The following is a 21,321-nucleotide window of genomic DNA, read 5'->3' as shown; positions in this document are numbered from 1 at the left end:
GGGTTCGGTTGGTATAAATACATCGGGCTTGGAGTCATGCTTGCAGGATTGGTATTCTTTATGTTTGGCGATAAAGTCTTACAAAGTTCGTGATTGAAATATTTTTGCATTGTTTATAAACAGTAAAACCCCAAACAAATGTTGGGGTTTTCTGCCATTGCATTGACACTTTACTTCATGCGACTTATCAAATTATCTTTCATCACAAACTGATGATACAACGCCCCACCAACGTGGGCGATGACCAGAAACACCAACACATAAAACACCGCCCCTGTGTGCAGTCCGTTCATCACCTTTGCCATCTCTCTGTCAATACCCACCACGCTTGGCAAACTAAACAGCCCAAACACGCTCACACCACGACCGCCATACATACTCATGAGCATGCCTGTAATAGGCATGGCAAGCATGGCAACATACAAGCCTAGATGGGTCAGATGAGCTATCGCCGTTTGCCATTTTGGCATGGGCGGGTGCGGTGGGGCTTTGACGACAAAGCGGTTAATGATACGCAAAACCGTCCAAATAAAAAAGCTCGCCCCGATGGATTTGTGCAGACTGATATACTCATCGCCTATATTAATGATCACAAATGCCACGATGATGAGTAACGCCCCTATCCAATGAAAAATGCGAGTGGGAAGGCTGTATTTGTCAGTGTGGCGTGTCGGCTGGCTCGTGGCTGGCGTGGTCATGGCATTTCCCCTAAATAAAATAAAAAACTTCCTTTTATTATAACGAAGTTTTTGGTAAGAAGTAGGGAATAAAAGTAGTTTTTTGGTAAATCAGCCGTCCAAATCCACCAAACGGTGAGCGATTAAGTCCAAATCAGGCACGACATATATCTCATTGTCAAGCAGTACCGCCTGATAAAGGTAGTTGTCCTGACCTTCTTCACGATGTGCCAAGCTTGGGGTGGACAACTGAATATTGGCAAGCTCTTCCTCACTTAGCGTAACGTCTCTCACATCTGAGATTCGCACACGTTTGGTGGTTAGCTCGCCTGCGGTTTGTAATGCCAAACGGTGTACGTCCGAGTTACCTTCTAAGATGACGAGCTTGTCCACTTCGATGTCTTTGGGAATCAGATGATACACCGAGACCTCTTGACCTCGCCACAGATATGTCCAGATTCGCTCATGGTATTCGTCCACGCTTATGATAAGGGTGGTTGGCACCAGCCAATCAGGCTGACCGATGGCAGGGATGGCGGTCACTTCTAATGTACCATGCTCAGCGGTGAGTAAGCTGACAGGTTCGAATTGGTGTTTTTGGATTTTCTTCATTGTCTATTCCAAATTAGCATTAACAGTATATTTAAACCCTCGAAGCATGTGCGTAATACGCCCTGCCAACTCCAAAGGTGTGCCCATAAACTGGCAAAACCCCGAATCAATCATCGCTTGGGGCTGACTGGGGCAACCACTACTCTCAGGGCTTTGTGCCCATAGGTGACTTTTGTTTTGGGCAATTTGAGCAAGATGTGCCGAACCGTCGTTACCCATGCCCGAAAAAATAATACCAATCAGTTCACTTCCGTATACTTCACTGGTGTTTTTAAGGAGCTGGTTGATACTCGGCTGATATTCCCCCTCCCACGGCTTATCGAGTAAAATCACTCGCCCTTCGCTGTCACAGACGATTTGTTGCTCAATCGGGGCAATCAAGCAAGTCCCCGTTTGTAATCGCTGACTGATGCCAATTACCCGACATCGCCAGTCATTATTGCGAGTGAGTATCTTTGGCAGACCATGAATCATCTCTTTATCAAAATGATGCGCAATTAAAACGGCAAGCGGCAACTCAGGTGAGAGATTATCCAAAAATACCTTTAAAGCATCTGGCCCGCCCATGGATGCCCCCAAAAACAACACATATCGCCACGGGCGAGTGGTTGGGCGGGTGCATGAATGGCTTTTTTTGGCAAGAAACTTGATGGCAGACACGCCAAGCGAATCACACAGCCGACGCAGTAGCGAGCGTTGCCATCTTTGGTAATTCTCATCATGCTTAGGGTTAGGAGCCTCTTGAAAACCCACCAACACCAGACGTGGCTCATAAGTATCAATCAAGGCTTGCAGGCTGTCTGATAACGGCGGATCAACCAACCACACCATGTCTTTAGGCAGTTTAGACTTTGCCATCACATCAAGCTGTTCGGTGCTAAAACAACCAATGACATCAAAGCCAACATTACGCAGTCCATCATCAAAGGCAAGCCGCTGGCTACGATTATCACTGACGACGATAACCTTAGTATCCTTGGGGTTAAAGTTGTGATTTTTAGAGACAGTCTTCGCAACCCGCTCTTCAAGCCCATCAAAAACTTTGCCCACCTCAACGTGAGCAGACTGCTTTTTAGATTTATGGGCTTGAATTTTATCATGCCAATACTGCGCTGCCACACTTAGGGGTATTGCCCTTGATGTGTCAGTATGATTGCCATGATTGTCGTTTTCCATTATCTCATCACTTAGCTGGCTTTAATATTAAGCAGATTGCCAATACGCTCTAACAGCTCTACCTCTTGGAAAGGCTTGCCCATGTAGTCATTGACACCAATCTCAAAAGCACGCTCACGGTGTTTTTCACCGGTGCGAGAGGTAATCATGATAATCGGCAAATGACTCAAACGAGGACTGTGACGCACCTGGGTGGCAACCTCAAAGCCATCCATACGTGGCATTTCAATGTCAAGTAGCATTAAATCAGGCATGGCATCTTGTAAAATCTCAATGGCATCCACACCGTCTTTGGCAACGATCGCCTCAAAGCCTTGACGCTCCAAGAAGCGTGATGTAACTTTACGCACCGTCACTGAGTCATCCACTACCATGATGAGACGGCGACGACTTGATTCAGGCTCTACCACCTCCACCTCTCGTCTGGTCTGAGCCGTACGCATGAGTGCCAATAGGTCAAGAATAAGCATGACCGAACCATCACCCATGATGGTCGCCGCTGAAATACCCGACAGATTAGACAGCTGACGCCCCAATGGCTTGACTACAATCTCAATACGGGAACCGACGATTTCATCCACCTGCAAGGCAAGTGCCTGACCTGTTTGGGTCTTGATGATAATCACAGGCAGGGTCGTACCTGAGATAATCTCATTAAAATAATTGCCTGTTAAGATTTCGTTCAAATAACGCAGGCGGTAGTTTTTGTTGTCAATCCTAATGGTATTGTCGCCCGACTGATGATAAGCAAGCAGTTCGCTAGCATTCATCTGCACCACACGCTCAATCTGCACCAGTGGAATGGCATACTGACGGTCAGCCACACGCACAATCAGTGCATCAGACATGGCAACAGTGAGTGGCACCCGTATGATAAAACGAGAGCCCTCACCAAGCTTTGACTCAACCGATACTGAACCACCCAACTGACGAATCTCGGTACGCACCACGTCCATACCCACGCCACGACCTGAAATTTGGGTTACTTTACTGGTTGTGGACAGGCCTGCATTAAAGATATACTGCATGATATCATTATCAGAGAGCTGTTCATCAGGATGGATAAGCCCTTGACTGATGGCTTTATTACGTACCGCCTCTACGTTCACGCCTGCCCCATCATCGGACAGCAAGATAACCATCTCACCACCCTCACGTAGCACTTCTAACGTGATACGCCCCATCAATGGTTTGCCAAGCTCACTACGCTTGGTTGGAATCTCAACACCATGGTCAACAGCATTACGAAGCATGTGTTCAAGCGGTGACGTGATACGGTCAAGAATACTTCTATCCATCTCATCATCAGCATTAACCACTGTCAGCTCAACGTTCTTACCAAGCTCGCTTGCGGTTTGACGTACAATGCGTTGGAGGCGTGGGGTTAAGCGTGAAAATGGCACCATCCGCGAGTTCATCAGGCTGTCTTGTAAGTCCGCTTGGGTACGTGACAGTTGCAATAGCAAATTCTCACCATCACGGGTCTTATCAAGCATGGTCGCCTTAATGTCTAGCAAGTCCGATGCCGACTCCGAGAGCGACTTGGATAGCTGATTTAGTGATGAATATTGGTCCATCTCCAAGGGGTCAAAATCTTCATCAAATGTATCATCATCAATTTGTGCCAAAATCTGCTCTTCAAGCTCAATATCCATACGACGTAGCTGGTCAAACAGACGCTGAACCGTCATGCCCATCTCTTCGATACTGCCTGTGATACTGGCAAGGTTCATGTCAATACGAGCACGGTTAATCGCCGCCTCACCTGACAAGTTAATCATACGTTCAAGCAGTGAGGCTGAGATACGAATCATCTCATTATTATTACTGCTATCAACACTCTCGCCAAACACACCTTTCATCGGCGGCATTCGACTGATGTCACGCGTATTTTTGGATGCCAGCAAGAACGCTTGGTATTCATTGATAAAGTCAATTTCTTTTTCAAGTGATACTGTTGGCACTTCATTTAAGCTGTCAGGCTTTTTGATAAAGCGATGCAAAGCATCAATCAGTGGTGTTGGACGTGGCGAGTTATAATTATTCTCCAAAAGCCCGACTGCTGCAGTAATCCAGTCATGACAGGCAAAGAGTAGATTTGCTACCATACGTGTTGCAGGCAGACGGCGGTTACCCAAATCCTCATACACCGTTTCCATCTCGTGAGCAAGGTCAGCCACGCCATTGGCAGACACCATTCTGGCTCCACCCTTGATGGTGTGTAGCTTGCGTTGCAACGCTTGCAAACTTGCCACGTCCGAGGTGTTATGACGGAATGCCGCAAAGTCCTCACTACTACTCTCAGCCAAATCTTTAGCTTCTTCTAAGAATACACCTAAGATATCTTTGTCAGGTAAGTTGCCCTGCCAAGAGTCCTCAATCAAGCTCTCGTATCTTACCCCCTCGTCAAGCTCAGATGTGGTGGGTTGGACAGAAACGGGGGCAACCTCTTCTTTTTTGCTTTCTAGGATAGGGATAGCAATCATCACCCCTTCTGGCACTTCTCCTGCTGACAGGGAAGCTTGCAAATCAGCAATGGTGTTGTCCGCAAAGAAAGACAGTTTGGTATTTTTAACCGCATCCAACTGCAAAGATAGGACATCCTGCACCCGTTGCATGGTACGCACCCATGGGTCAGTGACCGTCATTTGCTTATTAGTAAAGCGCTCATACACGCTCTCTGCTTCATGGGTCAAATCACCGATACTGCTAATCCCCGCCAATCTCGCCCCACCTTTGATGGTATGTAAGTGACGTTGCAAGGTTTTAAGATAATCAAGGTTGTCTTTGTCTTCGCGCCATTGTCCAAAAACTTCTGTCACCTCCGCATCAAGCTCTAATGCCTCTTCTAAGAAGATTTCAAGCAGTTCATCATCAGTGCCAATTGATTCAAGACGAACAGGGGAAATCTCTTTCCCTGCATCATGTTCAGCAATGACTTGTGTGGTTTCTTCTTGGGTTTTGGATTGCTCTTTTTTAGACTGCTCTTTTAATGTACTACCAAGTTCTTGGTAATAACTCTCACGCTCCAAGGTAATGCCATTTAACGTGTTTAAAATTGCTTTATCCACAGTTAGTGCCATGCTACCTGCCATGGCATCAAACAAACCAATCAGCTCATGATGTACTGCAAGCAGAGCGTCAATGAATGTATCGTCTTTGGCTTGCTCGGTATGCTCTGCCATGAGTTCATAAGCGGATTTTAGGGATGCAAGCAGACTTTGGAATTTGGGCAAATCATGGGTACGTGCCGAGAGCATGTCAATCTGAGCCAGCTGAGTCTTGGCATAATCACTGATAACGCCCGCCTCTTTGGCACTCATACTTTCAAGCTCAAGCTCTGCATCCAACAGGTCATCAATACCTTCAATCAAGCTCTCAACATGATAAACATCAATGTCGCCCGCCATTAGCTGTTCAATCTCTTGGCGATCGCCATCCAATTCATTTAACGCCGCTTGACTGGATGCTTCACTATTAGTATTGTTATAAGCATCCAAATGCGTTTCTATCAGTATGACGGCATCTTTAAGGGCTTGCTTATGTTTATTGCCCATGGGTGCGTCATGATGTTGCAGGCTTTGCAGTCCACTCTCAATAATCGCACCAACCTCGCCAACCGCTACCAATGGGGCAAGCCCCGATGCCCCACGCAAGGTATGAAACGCACGGACCACGTCATTATCAACAGCAACCTCGCCATCTTGCTCGTGAGCACCTAAGAATGCCGATACATCTGCCAATAACTCTCGCGCCTCTTCGATAAAGATTTGACACAGCATGTCCTCTTCATCATCAGCAGGGCTACTTGGCACAGTACTAGACATTAACTGTCCCGCCTGCTCCACCAAGCTTAGGGCTTCATTTGTGGTTTTGTTAGCAGTCTCTTCTATTTCTACATCTTCTACATCTTCTACATCTTCTACATTATTTTGAACATCATCCATTTCTGCCCGTTCAAGCTCCGCCTCATCATCTGATGCAGTGACAGCTTGGACATCATCGCCATGGCTTGGGCTTGGCTCTTCTACTTGTTCATCAACATCATTACCAATGTCCATGCCACCCATATCATCAATCACCAAACTTTCTGTAGCACTGTCAGTGATATCATCGGCTAGGTTCAACGCACGATAATCAAACTCCTTGCCATGCCCCTTACTATAAGCATGAGCGATCGCCTCCCACAGTTTAATCTTGGCAGGGTAATCTTCAGATTTAGATTCAAAGATTGCCACCAGTGAGCCGAACTCAGCCAGTACATCACCAATGAATGCTTGCATGCCACCATCCATGGGTACAGTCTCATCCAACACACGGTTTAGCATGTTTTCAATAGACCAAGCAAGCTCGCCAAGCTCATACGCTCCAACCATGCGTCCTGAGCCTTTTAATGTATGAAAACCACGGCGAATGTCGGTCAATACAGTTTTATTTGGATTATTTTGATATTTATCAAACAGTGGAATGATGGTTTCTAGAACCTCGCCCGCCTCTTCGATGTAAATCTCACGGATGTCTTCATCCACCTCCATCGATTCATGCGTGGTCGCTTTGGCAGTCTCGATAAATGGCAATAGCACCGCAGGCATGTCCGCTGTTTGGTCTTGCTCATCATTGGCAATACCAGCCCCAACAATCTCCTTAGAAACACTTTCGATTTCATCAGCATCTGCCAACTCATCACCAATAGGCTCATCGTCATCCTCGCCAATCATGATGTTGTCATCTGCCACATCATCACTGACCAACTCGTCTGTCTCTACTAGTGGTTCGTCTTGTATACCATCTTCTATACTCTCACCTGCTGGTTCGGGCTTACCCTCATCCATGGGTCTGCCTGCCAAAATATTATTGGCACGCATGACCACCAGTGCATTATCCACGCTGGGGGGCTGACTGTTTGCAAAGTCCTGCACCATAACAGGGATAATTTCGGCAGTCTCACTGACGATGGCAACCACATCAGGGCTAACTTTGACCGTCTCGTCCAGGACACGGTTGAGCATATTTTCAATCGCCCAAGCAGTCTCACCCACTTGAAACGCCCCAACCATACGCCCTGAGCCTTTGAGCGTGTGCCAATTACGGCGAATGTCTTTTAAAGGTTTGAGATTTTGGGGGTCAGCTTGCCATTTTGGTAGGTGCGTGTGCATCTCTTCCATGACTTCATCGACTTCTTCAATGAAAATCTCACGGAATTCTTCATCATGGCTAAAATCATCTTCTTTTAGGCTTGCTTTGGCAGTTAGATAAACCTCACTAATGTCTCGGGCATTGTCATCATCTTGACTATCTTGGATATTATGTTCGGTAGCATCATCAGCCGATGACTCAGACATTTGAGTCTCCGACTGCTCCGCATACTCATCTGCTTGTGTCTTGCTTGACACTTCTGACTCAGCTTCTAAGGCGACATCCACATCTTCTGGGTCATCATCAAAGATAATCTCATCATCTTCACCAATTAAAATCTCATCGGTATCGGTATCGCCATGCAACCCGCTCTCAATCTCTGCATCATCATCACTGACCATCAAGTCTTCATCATCGCCAATCAAGATGTTTTCTTCATCGGCAAACATCAGCTCTTCTGCCGTCTCGTCTGCTTGGCTCTCTGGGATTGGCTCATCCATGCCTGGTTCAACTTCGCCCAGCTCAACTTCATCTGCCAAAATGGCGTCATCTGACATCACAACATCATCAGCCAACTCAGATTCTACTGTCTCAACCTCTACATCGTCTGCCGTGTCATTAGGGGCATCATCGAATACAATACTTTCATCAAAAATATCTACATCCGTTGCAGTATCAGTTAACTCGTCTGGCACATCTGACGCATCAGACAACAATTCGCTACTATCAAGGCTTGGTATGACGTTATCTACTGTACCCTCATCAACATAATCAGACAGGCGAATCTCTTCGTCAACCGCCACCAACAGCCCATCGTCAGATTGCTCTGATTCCGTCTCTTGGGGCAACTCATCCACCGTCAGCTCATTATCTTTATCATCAGCCCAATCAAGGCTAATGTCCTCGCCTGATAAATCCAACTCAATTTGGTCATCACTAAGTGGGTTATCGATAGCATCACCATCTAATACCACTGCCAAATCATCAACCGCCACCTCATGAGCCACCAACTGCTCGCTGATTGTCTCATCTGCCATCTCTATGTCAATGGTGGATTCAATGACGACTTCATTTTTATGAACAATTTCATCATCCAATGTCAGCCCATCATCAAAGATAAGCATGTCATCTTCGTCTGATGTCTCTGCCATCAACGGCTGTGCATGAGATTCCTGAGTCGATTGTTTGATGTCATCAATACCAAAATTATCATCAAACACTAAGCTATCATCAAACCAATCATCCAAGTCATCATTTTGACTTTCACCCCCAACTTGATTGGCAGGTTTATCAACCTCATTTAATGACATATTGAAGGATGATGCGAATACATCATCAAAAATAGATTCATCGTCGTCAGACTGCCCAATATTATCAGACACTGTCCCTTCTTTAGGGTTGATATCCTCATTGGTATTATCAGCATTTAATTCCGACAATACCGAAACCTCATCAAGCCCAATAGATTGATCCAGTATCTGAATGTCATATCCTTGAGACTTGAGAATATCACCAGTCAAACAGTCAGCATCTACATTTTGCGACTCATCCAGTGCCACTTCCAAGACGTCGACAGAGGCATCATTCATCTCATCTTGTGAATCAATGATCTGCAATTCAACATCATGGCTTACAACCATTTCATTTACTGTGACATCAGCATCAAAATCTTCAAATAATACATCATCCCCCCAATCATCATTAGAGACTTCTAGCACCTTATCATCACTGTGTACATCTTCAAAGATGTTTAGACTGGGTTCGGAGGAATCACTTTCATTTACTTTATTTTGATCGTCAAAGCCAGATGAGGGCAACTCGCTTAAATGACCATCATCTGCGATTGAATCAATCTGTTCTTCCGTCATCTCAAATGACTGGTCTGCCTGTCCAAATATTTGGGCATCGTCAAGATTAATCGGTGTTAACTGTTCTTCGTTAGCACCTTCTGATGTATCCATAAACGAATCATCTAGACTATCAACCATTTGGCCTGTTTGTACAAAGGACAGTGGCTCATCAAAAATAGATGGTACATCCTGCACGTCATTTACGAGCACTGGGTCATGCTCGCCCATATCATCATACAAAATATTATAACGATTGGCGGACTGGCGTTCGCTTTCAATCTGAGCAAGCTCATCCCCATCGCTAACACCATCTAACAATGTCGCCACACCATCAATACATTCCTCAGTACGAGTTAATAATGCATGGTCAAGAACTTGCTGAGCCAAATTATCAAGGAACATCTCAAAAAGCGATAAGCTCTCAGCCACTTTATGTGCCAATTGCCAACTAATATGTGCGAGGGCTTGAACCTGCAACTTTTCAAACACGGTCAAGAGTTTTGTAGCAACACCTGCTGCATCAAACAGCCCCATGTCATTAAAATTCTTAATCAGCGACTCAAAGTGCTTGATTGAAGGCAGATGGTTTACCTGTTTATCTTGCAAGTAAACTGCAAATCTATCTTTAATCTCTTCCATCAAAATACGCACTTCACGCAACACATCACGCTCACCCGTCATCACGCTTGTGTCGTATTGATTTTCCTTAGCGTTAATCACCTCAGCAGTACTGGCAATGGCAGTGTATAAATCTTGAAGTTGGGTATTAAGTTGCCATTGCATCTGAGCAAACATCTCATCACTGCTTTGGGCGGTGTTTGCATCACTGATGATTTGCTCTACATAACGAGCATAGAACGACCAACCACGTCCTGACAGTTGTTCTTGCAAGGCATACAAAGTATCTATTTGGATTTTATTATCTGCCAAAGCAAATACCAAACCCTCAATGGTTGTTAAAATATGAGGAAAAAAGGTTTGGTCATCTTCTAAAATATCATTAAGATGCTTAAAGAGATTCTGAGCAGATTCGTTTTGAATGTTCAGGCTTGCAAGCATGACATACATGTCCACAATCAAGCTTTCCATCCAAATGCTTGCTTCTAATTCTAACGCCAATCCTGTTTTTTGAAACACAATAACCCGATCAAGCTCTCCTAATATATGAGCATAATAATGAGGCAAAGGTTCACCATTTAAGGCGATATTCTCAAGCCATAAAGCAGTTAATAACCATAATTTTTGTAAAGTAATTTCATTGGTGGCACTTGCTAAGTGTGTACTAACATTACGCAACTTAGTTAATTGATCGCCATTAACACCGCTTTGAATAAGCTGACCTGCAAGCACTTTCCAAGCCTGATGAATCTCCTGATAGCTTTTATCATCAAGAAATCTAACGGCTGATATTGCAAGATTTACCTGCCCACTAAAGCTTTTACCGACAGCAGACTGCAAAATTCCTTGCTTGTCAGCATTACCACCTACATGGGCATAAACAAGACCAAGATAGCAAGTGCGAGTATTTAACATTGATCGACGTACAAACCCTATTGTGGCGTAGCGATTAATCTCATGTTGCAACAAGCGACTGGCGTAGATGATTTTTGGGGCAAATGCACCTGCTTTCTCCAAAGTAGCAAAATAATGAGATGCCTCACTAATGACTCGAGCCAACTTATTAAACTCGGGTAAATTTGCCATCAACAAAACGTTACTCAACGAATTGTATTCGCGAGAAAAATGTAACAACAGGTCAGAAACCGACGTTGCTCCATAGGCATGCAAATCATCAAGCTCTTTGTTTAGTGGCTCAATCAACCATTCTAATGCCACTAATTCATTGGACTGCTTGGTCATCTTTCTATCCTAAATCAATACTTTAATGGCTTACGCCAATTGTTATTCGCTTTGGTATATTACATATATGTGCACAACATCAAGTTGTCTTATTTTCGCTCAGCAGGCAGTTAATCACTAATCTTGTACCAAGCATTTATTTGCCCATCTTCTATTCGTTTCATCTTAGGATGGTGCCAAAACATGGCTTCATTCGGAGCAAGCACCAAATACCCACCAACAGCTAGATTCTGCACAAAATATGCCAAAATATCACGTTGGTCAAATTTTCTAAAGTATATCAGCACATTTTGGCAAATAATCACTTGTTGCTTAGCTAAATTCACTGGTTCTTTCGTAAAAATGTTGTGCCAAAAAAACTCGGTATGCTTATACGTCTTGTCGTCAATATGCCACATTCTTTGATGGTCAAATGCACCTTCATTTGCCATAGGCTTAACTTGTGGGCGATAATGTGTAGGGATTTCAGCAATCTGACGCTCTGAATATTCAGCAGTGCGTGCAATCCCCAAGGAACGTTCACTTAGGTCGGAACCATATATGTTAAACGGCAAAGGATTTGCATGCTGTCTAAAAATCAAAGTCAATGTCATGGCAAGTGAATACACCTCCTGTCCTGTAGAGCAACCCACACTCCATACAGAAAAATTTGGCAATTCACTAATTTCACCACGTGCTTTTAGTCGACGATGGTGTTCTATCTCGGTTTTATAAACATCCCCAATAAACATCATGGATGGTTCATGTCGAAAAAAACGACTCTCAGCAATTAGTAAGTTATTTAATAGCGACTGAGTAAGTGGGGGCAACCGATTGATACACTCCCCATCTCTCACCCTTTCGTCTTTTTCCTGTATTAAAGCATGATACAAATCAACATCACTCATGCCATGATTTTCAGCAGTGACAGCAACAGCATGAGTTAACCAATTACATTGCACTAATGGCAAGACAAACCCACATATCTGTTCAACATACGTCTGCCACAGAGACAAATTTACCACATTATTCTCCTGCCGCGGATGGCAAATTAATCAGCAAAAACATCATCGTTAGACAGCTTAAAGCCAGATACTGACTCTTGAAGTGCTGCCGCCATCTCATTGAGGCGACCCACCGAACGAGCGGTAGCCATCGTACCCGAGGAGGTTTGCGAAGTAATGTCCTGAATGATGTTCATCGTGCTGGAAATATGACCTGCGGAGGTGGCTTGCTGACGGGCAGCGTTCGAGATGTTTTGAATCAAGTCTGCCAACGTATTTGATACAGTTTGCACTTCTTCTAGTGCCTCACCTGCGTCTTTGGCAAGTTTTGCACCCTTAACAACTTCTGCGGTGGTTGATTCCATGGACGACACCGCTTCGTTGGTATCCGCCTGAATGGTCTTAACCAGTGTTTCAATCTGACGGGTCGCCGCAGCAGAACGCTCCGCCAGTCGCTGTACCTCGTCGGCAACAACCGCAAAACCACGACCTGCTTCACCTGCCATCGATGCCTGAATGGCAGCGTTCAAAGCAAGGATGTTGGTTTGGTCAGCAATGTCGTTAATCAGACCAACGATGTCACCAATCTCTTGTGATGATTCACCCAGGCGTTTAATACGCTTAGAGGTTTCTTGAATCTGGTTACGAATGGTGTTCATGCCCTCAATAGAGCGTTGTACCACGTCCACACCGTTTTGGGCGATGACTACCGAACGCTGTGCAACTGAGGCAGATTCTGAGGCGTTAGCAGATACTTGGTCAATCGACACTGCCATCTCATTAATCGCGGCAGACACACCAGCAATCTCTTGGGCTTGGTGTTCGGATGCTTCGGCAAGCTCTACCGCGGTCATCTGCGTTTGTTGTGATGACTGGGCAACTCGGTCGGCGGTGGTGTTAATGGCGAGTACCAGCTGACGTAGCTGGTCAATGGCGAAGTTTACTGAATCGGCAATCGCCCCCGTAAAGTCTTCTGATACGGTGGCATTAACTGTCAAGTCACCTTCTGCCAAATCGCCCAATTCATCAAGCAGTCGCAAAATTGCCATTTGCGAGCGTTCGTTTTCTTCCTGGATTTTACGGGCTCGCTCTGCTTCAACTTCCATCTCTTGGCGTTGACGCATGTTTTCTTTTTCACTGACATACAGCTCTTGGTTACTTCTTTGGCGTAGCAAGTTGTACAGAGCAAATGCCAATGCCAAGCTACTAAGCAGCAACAGTAGTGCAGGGATGAGCACACCTTTTTGATTGATAATACCTCTATCAATATTCGCTAGATGCTCTTGGGTTTTGGTGGCAAGGTCGGTCAGTGCTTGGGCTGATTCACGTGATTTGATGGCGGGATTACTAAGGTCAGTCAGTTGGGTAATCACTGGCTCAACCATTTGCTTATAAGTACCATCAATATTCTGCAAGGCAGGGGCGGCTTGACCAAAAGAGGCTTTTTGATTAGCAAGTGTTTGAGCAAATCTTGCCACCTCTTCTTTAAAATCATCGGTGCTTGTACCTGTACTGGTGGTTAATGCCACCATCTCTTCGTTGATGCGCTCAAGACGAAGCATCTGCTCTTGGATCTCTTTGACAGCAGTCGCTGGCATGCCCACACGCACTGCCTGTTCAGTGACGCCCGCATACTGCTCTTGCATTTGGCGAGCGGCATCTTGGACTTGTTTTTGCAGGTCTTGCAAGGCATTGACATCATTTTGATGCTCAACAACATAGTCCACACTACCCTTTTTGGCTTGCCAATCGTTGGCAATAGCATTGATAATCCCTGCATTACCAATCATCTTATTGCTTTGCAAGCGTGACAATGATGAGTCATAATTCTGCACATCATCAGATAACTTAGCATAGGCAGCTTTACTGACCTCGAAATCACGTGAGAACATGGCGTCATTAACATCTTTGACGATATTAGCGGCACTCACCTCAAGCTGATTGACATCCGCCAAATAATCGGTAACTTTCAACAGTGAATATGCCAAATATACCAAGCTAAACATGGCGATAAACCCAGAGATAATCAGTAGTGTCCACCACTTTTTCTCTGATGCATTGGCGGATGCAACCACTAAAGACTGCTCTGAGACTTTGCTCACATCATTCATTTTTGCTTATCCTTTAAAAAATCGAGCCAGACCACTTTGCCCGCTTTTCGTTCATTAATGAGTTTATTGGCGTACGATGAGTTCATCACGCATACATTTTATGATTGTATTTTTACCATGCCTATCATGGCAATTCATCAGCTTATCGCTGCATTTAGATATTCACTGTCGCTAAACAGTAATGATGGCATGACCACGTACCAGTCTTTACCCTCTTTGCTAAACTTACCGTGATTGTACGGGGCAAAGGGCGATGATTCGGGCAGGGGCATGTCTTTATAATCCAAACCCGAAAACTGCACCATGCCTGTGACTTGGTCAACCAAAATACCCGAGAATACCCCGTCCTGGTCAATCACCATCACCTTTTTATTTTTTAGGCGTTCGTGACTGTCAATGTGCAAAAACTTCGCCAAATCTGCCAGTGGCAACAATCGTCCACGCACGTTCGCCACACCGAGTAGCCACGGCTTGGTTAAGGGAATGGGGGTAAGCTCAGGCATTGCCAAAATCTCAGACACCTCACCCATGGGGGCGACAAATTCTTGTCCGCCCACTTCAAAGGCAATACCAATCCACTGTGTATAATCCGAGTCATGTCGCCCTGTCGCCCGAGCCTTGGCAAGGTCGGCAAGACGCAATAACTCAATAAAACCAGACGACGCCACGACTTACTCCAATACAGAGTGAATGACTCTGATTAACTCTTCTTCGGTAATGGGCTTGGTTAGGTACTCTTTTGCCCCTTGACGCTTGCCCCACACACGGTCTGTCTCTTGGTTTTTGGTGCTGACAATAACCACAGGAATGTGGGCAGTCTTTGGCTCACGGGTGATTTTACGGGTTGCTTGAAAGCCGTTCATCTCAGGCATGACGATGTCCATAAGCACCACATCGGGCATGACTTCAATCGCTTTGGCACAGCCATCTTCGCCATTGTAAGCCTCAAACATCTCAAAGCCATTTTTGACCAAAATTTCACGAAATCGCAATATCTCTGTGGGCGAATCATCCACAACTAACACTTTTGCCATGTCTGTCTCCTAGATTAAATGAATTTAACTTCTAACTAATCATCAAGAAGTCAAGAGAGCCGACTAGCGAAAGCGACTGATGGTCGCAAACAAGTCTTCTTTACTAAATGGTTTGGTCAAATACTCGTTTGAGCCCACGATACGTCCACGAGCTTTGTCAAACAGACCATCTTTGGACGATAGCATAATGACAGGTTTTTGGGCGTATTCTGGGTGATTTTTAATCATTGAGCAGGTTTGATACCCATCAAGGCGTGGCATCATAATGTCCACAAAGATGATGTCAGGGTTAGTCTCAACGATTTTTGATAAAGCATCAAAGCCATCAACAGCAGTAATCACTTCACAGCCTTCTTTTTGGAGTAGGGCTTCGGCGGTACGACGGATGGTTTTTGAGTCGTCAATAATCATGACTTTAAGACCAGCAAATTCACTCACGGGATTATCCTTTTGTTTGGAAATGGATTGTAAATTAGAAAGTCAAAATCAGCTCATCTATCAAATATTAAGTCCTATCATTAATTGATAAAACTAAACGTTAATAAGATTTGGTTAAATTTTGACAAATATTTTAGTTAGTAAAAACCTACTTTACTTTTTAGCACAAATAAGGCAAATTTTCCACTCTTTTTTGATAAAACAAAGTATTTATGGGCTAAAAATATGATACGATAGCAAGGTATTTTTAGCGACCTGTTTTTATTGTCTTGTTATTATGAACTTACCTTTTTGCTCATTGTCCTGCCAGTCATCTTGGCGGTCTCTGTCCGCCCTTGTGACACTGTCCTTGTTGGTGAGTGCCTGCGAGCCTGTGCCTGATGCCAAACTGACCGATTTGGAGAGCTTTGATGACAAGCACGAGCGAGATGGGCTGGTGCATGGCAACATGGCTGTGCGTCCGCCCACCGATGCTGATAACGCCAAAATCACCATCAATGGCGACAACGTCACCCTTGCCACCGCTCATGTCATGACAATCAAATCCGAACGTTATCAGCCTGCCTTTCGCCTAGAAGGGGTCATCATCCCCCACAAGCAGACAACCATCCCCCTACCCCAAGATGGCAAACTTGACCGCATGCTCGTCAAAGTGGGCGATACAGTCAAGGTGGGCGACATCGTGGGCAAGTTTTATCAAGAAACCGTCACTTTTGCCGACAATCCCGATAACATCTCCAATGACAGCCTAGATGACAACAAAAGCGATGATACTGACAAGCCTGCTGACAATGCCGTCACCGACAAGCAAAACACAAACAAAGCAGAAAATACAAAAACATCCGAAAAATCAAAAGACCACTCTAAAAACACAGGCAAAATCAGCCCCCAAGAGCAGACGGATGACACCGATGATGAAATACCAATAGCCCCCATCATCACCAAAACCCCCTTTGATGTCAAAAGTCCGATGACAGGCAAGGTAGATGCGATATTCATCAATGATAAAGACAAAACCCACCCCAAGACCACGCCTGTGCTTATCGTCTCTGATGAGCGGTTTATTAAGTTTATTAGCCCCTTGCCTGCCGACTTTGCCGACTATCTTGCCATCGGTGACGGGGTGAGTTTTGACACCGAAGATGGGCGAAGTTTTGGCGGTCAGATACAAGAGATTACCCCCAACCCCAAAGTGCGTGGCATGATGGAAATCCACGTCGCCATTACGCCCGAACAAGTCAAAAAAGCCCAACTCACGCTTGGCGAACGGGTCGGCGGTTATGTCAATTATGGACAAATCGATGTGGGTGTACTCGTGCCTGCTTTTGCCATTTTTGATGATGAGCTAAACCCCATGGATTTGTCCGAGCTGACCAAGCCACCCTATCGCCCTGCCACACCCCGCCCTGCATGGCTATGGACAGTGGGACAAGATGAACGCTTGGCTCTATCCAAAATCGTCGTCATCGAATACCAACCCGAAAGCGACCAATATCTCATCGCAGGCATTGCCTTAGATGGTTTGGTCGTTCTTGCCGATTTGCCCAAACAGGCTCATGGCGGACGAGTACGTTTAAAATAACCCATAGGCTATTATCCCCCCAATCTCACAATCATCTGTAACAATAGTTACAAAGAGTGGGTAAATGTAGGCAAAATCGGCTAAAATACACCCCGTCATTTTAATTAAATAACAATTTACCCCTTGCCAAAGTGAATAAATATTGGCAAGATATAGCCATGATTTTTTCGCCCTTATTTTTGGGTTTTTTATAAAAGACAATTTAAATACTATTTGACATAAGGCATGACCATGACCAAGCAAATCCTACTCATCGAAGACGACCCAGATTTGGCAGAGCTTATCAGCGACTATCTGTCCATGAACTATTATGAAGTTCATCACGCCCCCACCGCCCAAGAAGGGCTTGACCTACTAGAAGCCAAAGAGCGTGATATTAACCTTATCGTGCTTGACCTAATGCTCCCTGACATGGACGGCATGCAGGTCTGTCAAAAGGTGCGAGCCTCCAAGAATGTGATGATTAATAAAGTGCCAATCGTCATGCTCACCGCCAAGGGCGACACCACCGACCGTGTGCTGGGCTTAGAGATGGGGGCGGACGACTACATCGCCAAACCGTTCGAGCCCCGTGAACTGCTCGCTCGCATCCGTGCGGTGCTACGCCGTCATGAGACCCCCAACCAAGCCGACACCAATTCAGGCAGTCTGACCTTTGGGCGACTGACCGTATTCCCCGACAGTCATGAAGTGACCATTGATGATAAAATCGTCCGTCTGACCACGCACCAATTCCAGCTCCTGCACTACTTTGCCACCCATGCTGGCAAAGTGCTAAACCGTGAACAGCTCTGGCAAGCCATGCCGAACGATGACAGTTCCGAGAACATCGACCGTGCCATTGACGTGCATATCTCACGCCTTAGAGCCTTGATTGAAGACAATCCCCGTCAGCCCAAACGTATCATTACCGTGCGTGGCGTGGGTTATCAGTTCGCCACTGACCAAGTATAATCTTACCAAACATTCAATTCTTATGGGATTGGATGTTTATTTTTTATGGCGGTTTAGCAAATACACCAGCCAAACCAATACCCTGTTAGACTGCCATTTTATTTTAAATCCACCTGCTACTATCCATGCCCCACAGAAACAACCCACCGCCCAGCTTTGGTTTTCGCTCGCTGTTTGCACGGCTGTTTATCAGCGTGTTTTTGGCGATTATTGCCTTTGCCATTGCCATGATTTTGCTTGCCCAGCTTGTCCATAACAACTCCGACAGCATGAAATCCAAAGTCATCGCAGGGCAAATCGTGGGGCAAATCGACCCTTTTTTGGTCGAAGTCGATAAGCTAAGCAAAGACAATAACCGCTTGCAAGCCCGTTTTATCCTTGCCGTGGTCAAAAAAAGCTTTGATATTTTTGATGAAAGCCTAAACGCCAAAATCGGACTCTACGACCCCAGTCGCAGGCTTATTTTGCAGACCGAAGACACCGAACTGCCCGAACGTCTGCCTCCCACGCCGTCATGGCTTGCCGAGACGTTGCCCACCCTATCAGGCAAAGAGCCACATCATGTCATCTTAAAGACCAGCTCGGGTTACTCGGTGTGGTATGAGAGCCGAAAACCACCCAAGGAACGTCCGTTTTTGGGCATGTTTAACTTCTTTACTGGCACGTTTTTGCTCATTCTTATCATGACGGCGGTGCTGTGGGGCATTGCCCATAACATGACGTGGCGACTCAATCAGATGAGTCGCAAGATGGCAAAAATGGGTGATGGTGATTTTAGTGTGCGGGTCAATCAGACGGGCAATGATGAGATTGCCATGCTCGCCTATGGCTTTAACCAATCTGCCGAGAAGATAGAGCGACTCATCAATGCCAACAGCCTACTGCTCGCCCACGCCAGTCATGAGTTTAGAACGCCGATTACTCGCATTCGCTTGCAGATTGAGATGATGGACATGCTCACCCAAAAGCTCGACCCTGCCGACAAAGCCAAGTTTGACAAGCGTGCCAATGCCATCAATCGTGACTTAACAGGGCTTAATGATTTGGTTGAGAGCATTCTCTTGGTGAGTCGTCTGGACGCAGGTCATGCCCTACAAGCCAATGAAAGCGTGGATTTGGTAGAGCTTATCAAAAGCGAATGCCAACACTATACCGAAGCAACACTCTTTGCTGAGCCTGTGACGATGATGGCACAGCCCAAACTGCTGACGCATTTGGTGCGTAATCTCATCAATAACGCTCTCATTCATGGCACACCCCCTGTGGAAGTCTATGTCTATGGCTCGCCCAGTCTGGCAGAAGCAGGCTTTATCCCCAAAGCACTCATCGACCTTGGCAAAGACGATGACCACATGAACACGCCTGCCACTCATGACATCACAACCGCCCACGGCAGTGACCATGATGAGTTGGCAAGCCATCTTAATATCAATGATGACTTGCCAAAACAAACCGAACAAATAGACAATAAAGAAGATAGCGACAGCAAAGAGCAAACGCAAACCACCCAAGATACGCCATTAGAGAAGCATACCCGTGCCTTCTTTAAACTACTCTCTCGCAACAAAGACAAAGATGATGGCAAAAAAAGCCACTATGCCGTACTGGCAATCATCGACCAAGGCTCGGGCATTCCTGTGGATAAGCGTGAAGATATATTTAGTCCCTTTGTACGGCTCAAACAAGAGAAAAAAGGTTCAGGACTTGGGCTGTCGCTGGTCGCCCAAATTGCCGAAGCCCATGGCGGACATATTAGCACCGACACATGGCAGGGCAAAACTCGCTTTTTGGTGGTGTTGCCGATAAATCAGGATGGTTAATGCCAATCATATACACCCAAGAAGCTTTAAAATTACTACAAATACAATGATGTGTGGACGTAGGGGCGTGCTGAGCACGCCTTGTATAGTAATATCATCAAAGGGTGTGCTCAGCACACCCCTACAAACCCGTGGTAAATATCAAGTTGGTTGGGTGTAGCACCCCATATTCCATCGGGCGTGTTAAACTTTGGTATTTGCAATGAAAATGAGAAAAATCGCCCGTTTTTCAAGGAAAAAACTTGCTTGATAGTCATTCTATCAAGCAAGTTTTTGACGATGAAAAACAAGATTTAGCCATTTTTCATGCAAAAATTGATTGAAACTGTTAAACTTTCATCTTATTTTATAAGAATGTTATCAATGGTAGGCACGCCCTAACAACCCCATGAAAAAATCCAATCAAACACCCCGTTTATACCGCCTAATCTTCGCCCAAAACATGAGACAACTTCGGCGTATCAAAGAGTTTTCCCAAGAAGAGCTGGCATTTCAGGCAGGCATCAGCAAAACTTATGTCTGTGAGATTGAAAATGGTGGACGGGCGGTATCCATTGACCTGATGGGACAGATTGCCGACGCCTTAGAAGCTCCGCTGGATAAATTACTCATAGAGCAAGACCCAACAAAGATGTTTTAAGTAAACGCTTTTGAAAAATATTCAAGCATAAAAAATCGCCCGACATGACTGTGGGCGATTTTGTGGTATTTATCATCAAACCAAAACATTAACTCTCACGTCTGTAAGGACGTTCACGCACCCATTTGGTGGCGATAAATTTCACACCTGCAATGACAGGCACGCCTGCATGCAAGGTCAGTTTGTCTACATCCCCCTGCTCGTCTACATCAGCAAAGAACACCGCACCACCCTTTTTGGGCTTGACTTCCATACCCACACTGGGAAATGACGTTCCGCCCCCTGCCTGCACATCCGACAGATACATCACACAAGTGCCGACACGCTGTCCGCCTACTTCCAAATGCTTGCGACCGCCCACGCTGTCACCAAAATAATCAAAATGTGGACGGTATTCTCCGCCTTTTTGATAACGCAGTACCTGCAAACCCTCGCCATTTTCCACCGG

13 protein-coding genes and 1 pseudogene are annotated in these 21,321 nt (G+C 45.5%); 4 read left to right on the top strand and 10 right to left on the bottom strand.

Annotated elements, in window-relative coordinates; all coding sequences use genetic code 11:
• Positions 1-170: 170 nt before the first annotated feature.
• From B5J93_RS01635 to B5J93_RS01595, 9 genes and pseudogenes are all read right to left on the bottom strand, one after another.
• Positions 171-698, bottom strand: coding sequence for a cytochrome b (locus B5J93_RS01635; RefSeq protein WP_079324121.1), 528 nt, complete (start codon positions 696-698; stop codon positions 171-173).
• Positions 699-788: 90 nt separating this feature from the next.
• Positions 789-1,289, bottom strand: a complete 501-nt coding sequence (locus B5J93_RS01630; protein WP_079324120.1) for a hypothetical protein — start codon at positions 1,287-1,289, stop codon at positions 789-791.
• Positions 1,290-1,292: 3 nt separating this feature from the next.
• Positions 1,293-2,465 carry a chemotaxis protein CheB gene (locus B5J93_RS01625; RefSeq protein WP_079324119.1) on the bottom strand — a complete coding sequence of 391 codons (1,173 nt, stop codon included), beginning with the start codon at positions 2,463-2,465 and terminating at the stop codon, positions 1,293-1,295.
• Between the two features lie 11 nt (positions 2,466-2,476).
• Positions 2,477-11,311, bottom strand: coding sequence for an Hpt domain-containing protein (locus B5J93_RS01620; protein WP_079324118.1), 8,835 nt, complete (start codon positions 11,309-11,311; stop codon positions 2,477-2,479).
• A 110-nt stretch (positions 11,312-11,421) separates the two neighbouring features.
• Positions 11,422-12,315, bottom strand: coding sequence for a CheR family methyltransferase (locus B5J93_RS01615; RefSeq protein WP_079324117.1), 894 nt, complete (start codon positions 12,313-12,315; stop codon positions 11,422-11,424).
• Positions 12,316-12,341: 26 nt separating this feature from the next.
• A pseudogene (locus tag B5J93_RS14340) lies at positions 12,342-13,373 on the bottom strand (methyl-accepting chemotaxis protein); the annotation flags it as partial.
• 1,169 nt (positions 13,374-14,542) lie between these two features.
• A complete protein-coding gene (locus tag B5J93_RS01605; RefSeq protein ID WP_079324116.1) occupies positions 14,543-15,073 on the bottom strand; it encodes a chemotaxis protein CheW in 531 nt (176 codons plus the stop codon).
• Between the two features lie 3 nt (positions 15,074-15,076).
• Entirely contained in the window at positions 15,077-15,439 is a 363-nt protein-coding gene (locus B5J93_RS01600) for a response regulator (protein WP_079324115.1), read from the bottom strand.
• A gap of 63 nt (positions 15,440-15,502) precedes the next feature.
• Positions 15,503-15,850, bottom strand: a complete 348-nt coding sequence (locus B5J93_RS01595; RefSeq protein ID WP_036388546.1) for a response regulator — start codon at positions 15,848-15,850, stop codon at positions 15,503-15,505.
• Positions 15,851-16,154: 304 nt separating this feature from the next.
• On the opposite strand from B5J93_RS01595, the gene B5J93_RS01590 reads away from it, so the two are divergent.
• From B5J93_RS01590 to B5J93_RS01575, 4 genes are all read left to right on the top strand, one after another.
• On the top strand, positions 16,155-17,459 hold the full coding sequence (locus tag B5J93_RS01590; RefSeq protein WP_143823467.1) for an efflux RND transporter periplasmic adaptor subunit: 1,305 nt from the start codon (positions 16,155-16,157) through the stop codon (positions 17,457-17,459).
• Positions 17,460-17,690: 231 nt separating this feature from the next.
• Entirely contained in the window at positions 17,691-18,413 is a 723-nt protein-coding gene (locus tag B5J93_RS01585; RefSeq protein ID WP_029103939.1) for a response regulator transcription factor, read from the top strand.
• 125 nt (positions 18,414-18,538) lie between these two features.
• Positions 18,539-20,233, top strand: a complete 1,695-nt coding sequence (locus B5J93_RS01580; RefSeq protein ID WP_079324113.1) for a HAMP domain-containing sensor histidine kinase — start codon at positions 18,539-18,541, stop codon at positions 20,231-20,233.
• A gap of 388 nt (positions 20,234-20,621) precedes the next feature.
• Positions 20,622-20,873 carry a helix-turn-helix domain-containing protein gene (locus B5J93_RS01575; protein ID WP_079324112.1) on the top strand — a complete coding sequence of 84 codons (252 nt, stop codon included), beginning with the start codon at positions 20,622-20,624 and terminating at the stop codon, positions 20,871-20,873.
• 88 nt (positions 20,874-20,961) lie between these two features.
• Here the strand turns inward: B5J93_RS01575 and B5J93_RS01570 are convergent, their stop codons facing one another.
• Positions 20,962-21,318 carry a 2OG-Fe(II) oxygenase gene (locus B5J93_RS01570; protein ID WP_079324111.1) on the bottom strand — a complete coding sequence of 119 codons (357 nt, stop codon included), beginning with the start codon at positions 21,316-21,318 and terminating at the stop codon, positions 20,962-20,964.
• Positions 21,319-21,321: the final 3 nt, after the last annotated feature.

The organism is Moraxella equi (assembly GCF_002027555.1).
In the GTDB taxonomy this organism is placed as follows: domain Bacteria; phylum Pseudomonadota; class Gammaproteobacteria; order Pseudomonadales; family Moraxellaceae; genus Moraxella; species Moraxella equi.
The sequence above is the reverse complement of the archived record's forward strand: the minus strand, read 5'-3'. Positions and strand labels throughout refer to the sequence as shown.

Excerpts from the sequence above, each read along its gene's own strand:
- B5J93_RS01635 (WP_079324121.1), bottom strand. The coding sequence starts at position 698 with ATGACCACGCCAGCCACGAGCCAGCCGACACGCCACACTGACAAATAC.
- B5J93_RS01630 (WP_079324120.1), bottom strand. The coding sequence starts at position 1,289 with ATGAAGAAAATCCAAAAACACCAATTCGAACCTGTCAGCTTACTCACC.
- B5J93_RS01625 (WP_079324119.1), bottom strand. The coding sequence starts at position 2,465 with ATGGAAAACGACAATCATGGCAATCATACTGACACATCAAGGGCAATA.
- B5J93_RS01620 (WP_079324118.1), bottom strand. The coding sequence starts at position 11,311 with ATGACCAAGCAGTCCAATGAATTAGTGGCATTAGAATGGTTGATTGAG.
- B5J93_RS01600 (WP_079324115.1), bottom strand. The coding sequence starts at position 15,439 with ATGGCAAAAGTGTTAGTTGTGGATGATTCGCCCACAGAGATATTGCGA.
- B5J93_RS01595 (WP_036388546.1), bottom strand. The coding sequence starts at position 15,850 with ATGATTATTGACGACTCAAAAACCATCCGTCGTACCGCCGAAGCCCTA.
- B5J93_RS01590 (WP_143823467.1), top strand. The coding sequence starts at position 16,155 with ATGAACTTACCTTTTTGCTCATTGTCCTGCCAGTCATCTTGGCGGTCT.
- B5J93_RS01585 (WP_029103939.1), top strand. The coding sequence starts at position 17,691 with ATGACCAAGCAAATCCTACTCATCGAAGACGACCCAGATTTGGCAGAG.
- B5J93_RS01580 (WP_079324113.1), top strand. The coding sequence starts at position 18,539 with ATGCCCCACAGAAACAACCCACCGCCCAGCTTTGGTTTTCGCTCGCTG.
- B5J93_RS01575 (WP_079324112.1), top strand. The coding sequence starts at position 20,622 with ATGAAAAAATCCAATCAAACACCCCGTTTATACCGCCTAATCTTCGCC.